This window comes from Roseibium sp., assembly GCF_025698965.1.
In the GTDB taxonomy this organism is placed as follows: domain Bacteria; phylum Pseudomonadota; class Alphaproteobacteria; order Rhizobiales; family Stappiaceae; genus Roseibium.
Window position 1 is genome coordinate 1 of record NZ_JAILWL010000329.1, and the last position, 7,501, is coordinate 7,501.

6 protein-coding genes are annotated in these 7,501 nt (G+C 56.3%); 1 reads left to right on the forward strand and 5 read right to left on the reverse strand.

Going from position 1 to position 7,501, the window contains the following annotated elements; translation table 11 throughout:
* The 5 genes from K5905_RS22610 to K5905_RS22630 all read right to left on the reverse strand — a co-directional run.
* The coding region (locus tag K5905_RS22610; RefSeq protein WP_297588068.1) for a diguanylate cyclase at positions 1-2,303 on the reverse strand (2,303 nt) is incomplete at its 3' end.
* Between the two features lie 31 nt (positions 2,304-2,334).
* Entirely contained in the window at positions 2,335-2,973 is a 639-nt protein-coding gene (locus K5905_RS22615; RefSeq protein ID WP_297588055.1) for a GNAT family protein, read from the reverse strand.
* Positions 2,974-2,991: 18 nt separating this feature from the next.
* Entirely contained in the window at positions 2,992-4,281 is a 1,290-nt protein-coding gene (locus K5905_RS22620; protein WP_297588059.1) for a pitrilysin family protein, read from the reverse strand.
* A 4-nt stretch (positions 4,282-4,285) separates the two neighbouring features.
* Positions 4,286-5,692: a threonine synthase gene (thrC, locus tag K5905_RS22625; RefSeq protein ID WP_297588061.1), complete on the reverse strand. Its 1,407-nt coding sequence runs from the start codon at positions 5,690-5,692 to the stop codon at positions 4,286-4,288.
* A gap of 214 nt (positions 5,693-5,906) precedes the next feature.
* Complete coding sequence (locus K5905_RS22630; RefSeq protein WP_297588063.1) at positions 5,907-6,503, reverse strand: YqgE/AlgH family protein; 597 nt, start codon at positions 6,501-6,503, stop codon at positions 5,907-5,909.
* Between the two features lie 185 nt (positions 6,504-6,688).
* On the opposite strand from K5905_RS22630, the gene K5905_RS22635 reads away from it, so the two are divergent.
* Positions 6,689-7,501 (forward strand): protein-disulfide reductase DsbD domain-containing protein (locus K5905_RS22635; RefSeq protein WP_297588066.1); only part of this gene is annotated, 813 nt, incomplete at its 3' end.

The following is a 7,501-nucleotide window of genomic DNA, read 5'->3' on the forward strand; positions in this document are numbered from 1 at the left end:
GACTGCTCGGCTATCGGGATAAATTCCGACGGGGCGATTTTCCCCCGCTTGGGATGGTTCCAGCGGGCCAAAACCTCAAACCCTGCGATGGACTGGTCTTCCAGCCGAATGATCGGCTGAAAGTAGACTCCAAGCGTTTCTTTCTTGATCGCGTCGCGCAGATCGGCTTCCAGATCGACGACATTCTTGCCGAGAGGCCGCAGAATGGGGCGGAACACTTCCTGGCGGTCACCACCAAGCCTCTTGGCGTGGTTGAGGGCAATCTCAGCGTTGGTCAACATATCTTCCACGCCTTGCTTGCCCCCCTCAAAGAAGGCAATTCCCACCGAACACGTCAGGAATATTTCACGATCGCCAAATGTGATCGGTGCGCGGACAGCCTTGCGCAGCGAATCGGCCAGCGCAACAATCCGGTCCGGTTCCTGCTCCGACAACAACACCAGTCCATACTGGTCGCCGGAAAGGCGGCCAAGCGTGTCCTGTTGACCAATCAGGCGCCCCAGACGACGAGCAACCGTCAACAATATGCTGTCTCCGGCGGACAGGCCGATGCTGTCATTGACCTGCTTGAAACGATCGAGATTGAGAACAAGGACCGTCGGTTTGGAGGTTTCCTCCGCCTTGGATCGAACAACACTGGTGCGCAACCGGTCGACAAAAAGTTCCCGGTTCGGCAACCCGGTCAGATTGTCATGAACCGCGTCATGGAGCAGACGCTCCTCAGCTGTTCGTTCCTCGGTAACGTCAAGAAGCGTGCCGACACAGCGGATCACTTCACCGTCGGAGCCGATGATCGGGCGGGCCCGCAACCGGAACCAGCGGAAATGCCCGTCCTCCGAACGCAGTCGGAATGTCTGCACGACCTTGCCGCGCCGTTGGTCGATCACGGCATCCAGCGTCGCCCGGAAGCGATCCCTGTCCTGCGGATGCAGAACCTCCAGCCAGTCACGTGCCGGACCTTCCAGGGTGCCGTGTTTCAGGTTCAGAAGGTCTTCGACTTCGTTGCCGGTGAAAATCCGGTCCCGGTCGATATCCCAGTCCCAGATGATATCTCCAGCACCTGTCAGTGCCAGCGCCTTGCGCTCGACATCCGAAATCAACCCTTGTGCGATCGCACCGCCGGCAAAAGCATGCTGCATGACGGTGAAACCGATCAGGAGAACAATCAGCACCAGACCGCCACCAAGTGCAGGTTGGACAATGTCGTTCGACAGAAACCCGGTTACGGTCATCGCGGACCCGACCAGCCAGGCGATTAGAAGACACCAGGTCGGGATTAGCAAAATTGCGCGGTCGTAGTGCTGGAAGGCGAGAACGGCGATTGTCACAAAACCGAGAACCCCGATCAGACCGAGAGCAAGCCGCGCGATACCGGCCGCTATCGACGGATCCCAGACGGCCACACCCAGAAGTCCGAGAATCAAAATCAGGGTCGTCAACGCCAGATGGGAATAGTGAATGTTCCAACGGTTCAGGTTGAGATAGGCATAGAGGAAGATCAGCAGACTTGCCGCAAGCATCACTTCCGCGCATGCACGTGCAAGCTGGCTGCCGCCACCTTCGAGATTGAACACCATGCCCCAGAAACCGAAGTCGATGCACAAATAGGCCAGAACCGACCAGGCAAGCGCCGCCGTTGCGGGAAACATGACCGTTCCCTTGACGACGAACAAAATGGTCAGAAACAGTGCCAGAAGGCCTGAAATTCCAAGGATGATACCACGGTACAGCGTGTAGGCGTTGATCGTCTCTTCGTAGACGTCCGGTTCCCAGATGCGGATTTCCGGAAGGTTAGGCGTCGTCAACTCGGCGACGAAAGTTACAATCGACCCCGGATCAAGCGTTACCAGGAAGACATCGTCCTCAAGGCTTTTCTGCCGCTGAGGGGCAATTCCCTGGCTCGGCGTAATTGTCGCAATACGCGACGACCCCAGATCCGGCCAGAACATATCCGAACCAACCAGCTTGTAGTTCGGCGCCACGATCAGCCGGTCGATCTGCTCGTCACTTGTGTTTGCGAGTGCAAAGACGGCCCAGTTAGTGTTGGTGCCATCCCTGGAAGGCACTTCGATCCGGCGAACGATCCCGTCGGCACCAGGCGCCGTTGAGACCTGCAGCCGGGTGCCGGCGTCGCGATGGAGGTCGATTGAATTGGTGATATCGAGCGCTTCAATATCGATCGGCACGGGAATTGGCTCCAAAGCCTGCGCCAATGGGGCGGCAAGCAGCGAGACAATTACACAAAGAGCAATGACAAAGCTTCTCAACACGTTGCTGATTGAATCCGGTAACGAAATCGACATGAGGCGAAGAACTACCGGGTTGTTGCTCATGTCACAAGAATTCTTTCAAGATACCTTCGACACTGGGAGAAGTTTTTCCGGCACGGGACGCGTGGTCTTCCGCCAAACAGGCAAAGAGCAGGTGGTCCTGCCATGTGCCGTTGATTAACAGATAGTTGCGCGCGTACCCCTCTCGGCGGAAACCGGCATTCTCCAAGAGACGGATGGACGGCGTGTTGGATGGAATACACGCCGCTTCAATTCGATGAAGGTTCAACACGTCGAAACAAAACGGCAAGATCATGGCGACGGCCGATGACATATGCCCTTTTCCAGAGTGCCTTTGTCCCATCCAATAGCCGAGCGTTGCCGTCTGACTGACTCCACGACGAACATTGCTGAGGGTCAGTCCACCGAGAATTTCATCTTTTCTGGTATGGAACAGCAGGAAAGACAGACTCTTGCCGTCCTTTCGGTCCTTGGCGTAACGCCTCAGACGACGGCGGAACCCGGACTTGGTCAGATCGTCCGACGGCCAGAGCGGCTCCCATGGTTTCAGAAACCGCCTGCTTTCGGCGCGCAACTCCGCCCAGGGCCTGAAATCGGACATGATCGGCGGGCGCAGATAGTATTCGCCTGCTTCTATCAGCAGTTCGGCGTCAGGTGATGATCCCGGCCGTAGCAGTGCCATGCCCCGCACTCCGCCAAGTTACAATGATGCCGCCCGCAACACCGGGCTTTGCTGCAACCGTCCGGTCAGTTCACCTGCATTCATGATGCCGTCGACCGGGCCGATTGCGGTCAGGGTCGGTGTGGTTCCGACAAATGTTTCGTGGGCAACCCTTCGCAGATCCGCAGCCGTTACCGCTTCGATCTTACCGGAAATCTCGTCCGGTGTAAGGACACGGCCATGGACCAGTATCTGACGCGCGATTTGCCCTGCACGCGCCGCCGGGCTTTCCAGAGCCATCATTAGGCCGGCGCGGATTTGCGCACGCGACCTTGCGACCTCTTCGTCAGTGATCGTCTGGCTGGCTGAAACAAGCTCACCAGCGATCATCGGCATCAAAGCCTGAAGATCTTCATGGCTTGTTGCTGCGTGCAGACCAAAGAGACCTGTGTCGGAAAACGCCCAATGGAAACTGTAAATGGCGTAACAGAGACCATGTTTTTCGCGAATTTCCTGGAATAGCCGTGACGACATGCCGCCGCCCAGAACAGAGGCCAGGATCTGGATCGCATAATAATCCTGAGACTTGTATGGTCGTCCCTCAAAGCCGATCAGCACTTGTGCTTCCATCAGGTCCTTGCTGCGCAAGGTCTCCCCGCCGCCATATCGGGCTTCGGTTTCCTGGGCAGCCGCATCGCTGTTGAAGCTTCCCAGCCTCTCTCTGGCCAGGGCAACAAACTCGTCGTGGTCGACAGCCCCGGCAGCGGCAAGCACCATGTCGGGAGCGCGATACCTGTCCGACAGATAAGAATTCAGGGAATCGCGGTCGAACCCCTGAACTGTTTCCGGGGTTCCAAGGATCGGCCTTCCGATGGCCTGGTCCGGCCAAGCTGTTCCCTGGAACAGGTCAAAGGCCTGGTCTTCGGGCGAATCGGCAGCGGCCCCGATTTCCTGAAGTATGACGTGCTGTTCGCGTGCAAGCTCTTGGGCATCGAAAGTCGAATTCTGCAGAATATCGGCCAGAATATCGACCGCCAGCGGCATGTCTTCGGCCAGGATACGCGCATAATAGTTGGTATGCTCAATGCTTGTGGAGGCATTCAGCTCACCACCGACGGCCTCGATCTCTTCCGCAATGCCACGGGCTGTCCGGGATTTTGTACCCTTGAAAGCCATGTGTTCCAGAAGATGGGTGATGCCGTTCTGATGCACAGCTTCAGCACGCGAGCCCGTTCGGACCCATATGCCGAGTGCTGCAGTCTTCAGGTAAGGCATCTGGTCGGTGACGACCGTCAACCCGTTGTCGAGAACCGTTGTTTGTACTTTCATATAGTTACACCCTGGCGGTGACGGCCCGGGCGTGATCTTCGATATATCGTTCCACCACGTCCTGCTCTGCCGCCAAAACCTGCTGGCGCTCCTCCGCAGTCATCATTTCTTTTAAGTTATCCGGCAGTTCCGGTCGGACGCCAGAGGCTTTTTCAACAGCATCCGGAAATTTAGCCGGATGAGCCGTTCCCAGAACAACCATGGGGGCAACACCATCATCATGGTTCTTTGCCACGTGCACACCAATTGCTGTATGCGGATCAAGAAGATAGCCTGCTTCCTTCCAGACTTCCTCTATGGTCGCCGCTGTCTCCTCCTCGTTGCAACGGCCGGCTCCAAAATGAGCCCGGATTTCGCGAAGCGGCCCCTCTTCGATGGTGAAACTGCCCGACTGAGCGAGCTGGTTCATCATCCGGCGGACACTTTCGCCGTCCCTGCCACACACTTCGGCCAGCAGTCGTTCGAAGTTCGACGAGACCTGAATATCCATAGAGGGAGAGATTGTCGGAGCAACACCGCGTTTTTCATAACGACCCGTCTCCACGGTGCGCGCCAGAATGTCATTCACATTCGTCGCGACAACCAGTTTTTCGACCGGTAACCCCATCTTCATTGCAGCATACCCGGCGAAGATATCGCCGAAATTTCCGGTTGGAACAGTGAAGGAGACTTTCCGGTGAGGAGCACCCAGTGCGGCTCCTGCCGTGAAATAGTAGACAATCTGGGCCAGGATACGCGCCCAGTTGATCGAGTTGACCCCAGACAAGGCAACCCTGTCGCGGAAGTCGAAATGATTGAACATCCCTTTGACGATCGCCTGGCAATCATCGAAGTTTCCAGTCAACGCCAGCGTATGGACGTTAGCATCCGCCGGTGTCGTCATCTGCCGGCGCTGCACATCGGAGACACGGCCATCCGGAAAAAGGATAAAGATGTCGGTGCGCTCGCGGCCACGGAATGCATCGATTGCCGCACCGCCGGTATCACCGGATGTTGCTCCGACAATTGTCGCACGCAAACCGCGCCGGGTGAGGACATAATCCATCATCCGGCCAAGCAACTGCATGGCGACATCCTTGAACGCAAGGGTCGGCCCGTGGAACAGTTCCAGAATGAAGGTGTTGGCGCCTGTCTGGACAAGCGGCGTCACTGCCGGATGCCGGAAACCGGCATAGGCTTCTGCAATCATCCTTTTCAGATCGTCTTCCGGGATTGCATCCCCGATGAAAAGTCGAATGATTTCAAAGGCAACGTCTTGATAAGGCTTGCCAGCAAAGGAGGCGATCGTCTCAGCATCAAATTGCGGCCAGGTTTCCGGGAGATAAAGACCACCGTCCCGAGCGAGGCCCTGAAGCAAGACATCGGAAAATTCCAGGACTGGTGCTTCACCACGCGTACTGCTGTATTTCACCGCGCAACTTCCCTTTTAAATCTGTTGTGGGACGGTCCTCGTCCCTGCCCGGGGCAGTCCGAATTCCCAACCTACTTGAAAGCCAGGAGATTTGAAACAAACCATGCCACTGAAGCGACTTACGCGCCATAACATTTCAGCGCAAGTCGCTTTTGGCTAAAATCATGACCGTGAGTGGACAAGCGGAGAACGTCCCGGGCTTTGAATACGCAAATCAGGCGTGCCCTGGGTCGGAGAAAAGCATGGCCGGATCGATCCCCAATGAGCCGAGTGCCCGATGCCACTTGGATTCGAAATCCCGGTCAAACAGGATCTCGGGGTCGGCCGGTGCCGTCAGCCAGCCGTTGGACTGAATTTCATTTTCCAACTGACCGGGCGCCCAACCAGCGTAGCCAAGCGCAAGCATTGCCTGGGCCGGTCCGGCGCCCTGAGCAAGAGCCCGAAGAATTTCTAGTGTTGCCGTGAGGCAGATGCCGTTGTCGATCGTCAGGGTCGACTGGTTCAGCATGAAATCATCGCTATGGAGAACAAAGCCGCGCTCAACCTCCACAGGTCCGCCCTTGTGCACGTTCATTTCGCGGACACTTTCCGGCAACCGGATCGCGCTGTCATCATTCAATATATCGAGCTGGACAAGCAGTTCTTCCAACGACAGGTGCCTGGCAACCTGGTTGACAACCAGTCCCATGGCTCCCTGATCGGAATGCGAGCACAAATATATAACCGAGTGTTCGAACCTGCTGTCTGCCATGCTTGGCATCGCAATCAGAAACTGACCTTCAAGAGAATCTGTTGCTTCGGTTCCGGCCATGCGTACCTCGTTACTGTTGACGCTCTCTGCCTCGAATATTGAGCATAGCCTCTTTGGCAGAGTTTGTTAATGACTGTTTCCCGGCCTGACTGGTATTCCGACTCACGCCCCCGTCACGAGGATATGACCCGGATTTAACGTTCTGGTGCATGACGCTTGCCTGAAACTCGTGTAGCAAAGACACCATGAAACAGATTGTCCTTATCGTCGCTTTCCTCCTGTCGGCCACCGTCTCCTCTCCACGAGCGGAGACAACGGATTGGGTTGAAGTTCATGGTGGCGCGGTCAGGATGATTTCAGCCGGTCCACTGGAAGACGGACACTATCTGGCCGGCCTTGAATTCCTTCTCGAACCTGGCTGGCATACCTACTGGCGCTATCCCGGGGAAGCCGGCATCCCACCACAATTCACCTTTGTGGACACGGATAATTTAAAGGATGTCGAAATCCTTTATCCTGTGCCGGAGCGCTACAGCGATGGTTTTTCGGAATCGGTCGTCTACCATGACGGCATCGTACTGCCACTCAGGATTACGCCGGAGAGCCAGGACCAGAATGTGCGTCTGACGCTCGACCTGTTTTTCGGCATCTGCAAGGATATCTGCGTTCCCGGAGATGCCACGCTCTCTCTCAATTTCAGTCCCGACGCTGAAAGAGACGCGTTGTCGGCCAAACTCATTGCCCGTGACCTGCAAACCGTTCCACGGACAACAGCTGACAGTGAACTGCACATAAAGTCCGTGAGCCTGAATGAAGACAACAAGCTTGTCATTGAAGCCCTGACTTTGGGCCGAACGTCACCTGAGCTTTTTGTGGCAGGGCCGGAAGGTTCCTATATCGGCCTGCCGAAACCTGCCGGTCAATCCGGTGATTTGGCTATCTGGACGCTGTCTACCAAGGGGCTGAAAACGAATGAAGGTGACGATCAATTGCGGCTGGTACTGAGCGTTGGCGGCGAAGCGATCGAACACCTGATCCCGATTCAACCTTCCTGGCTG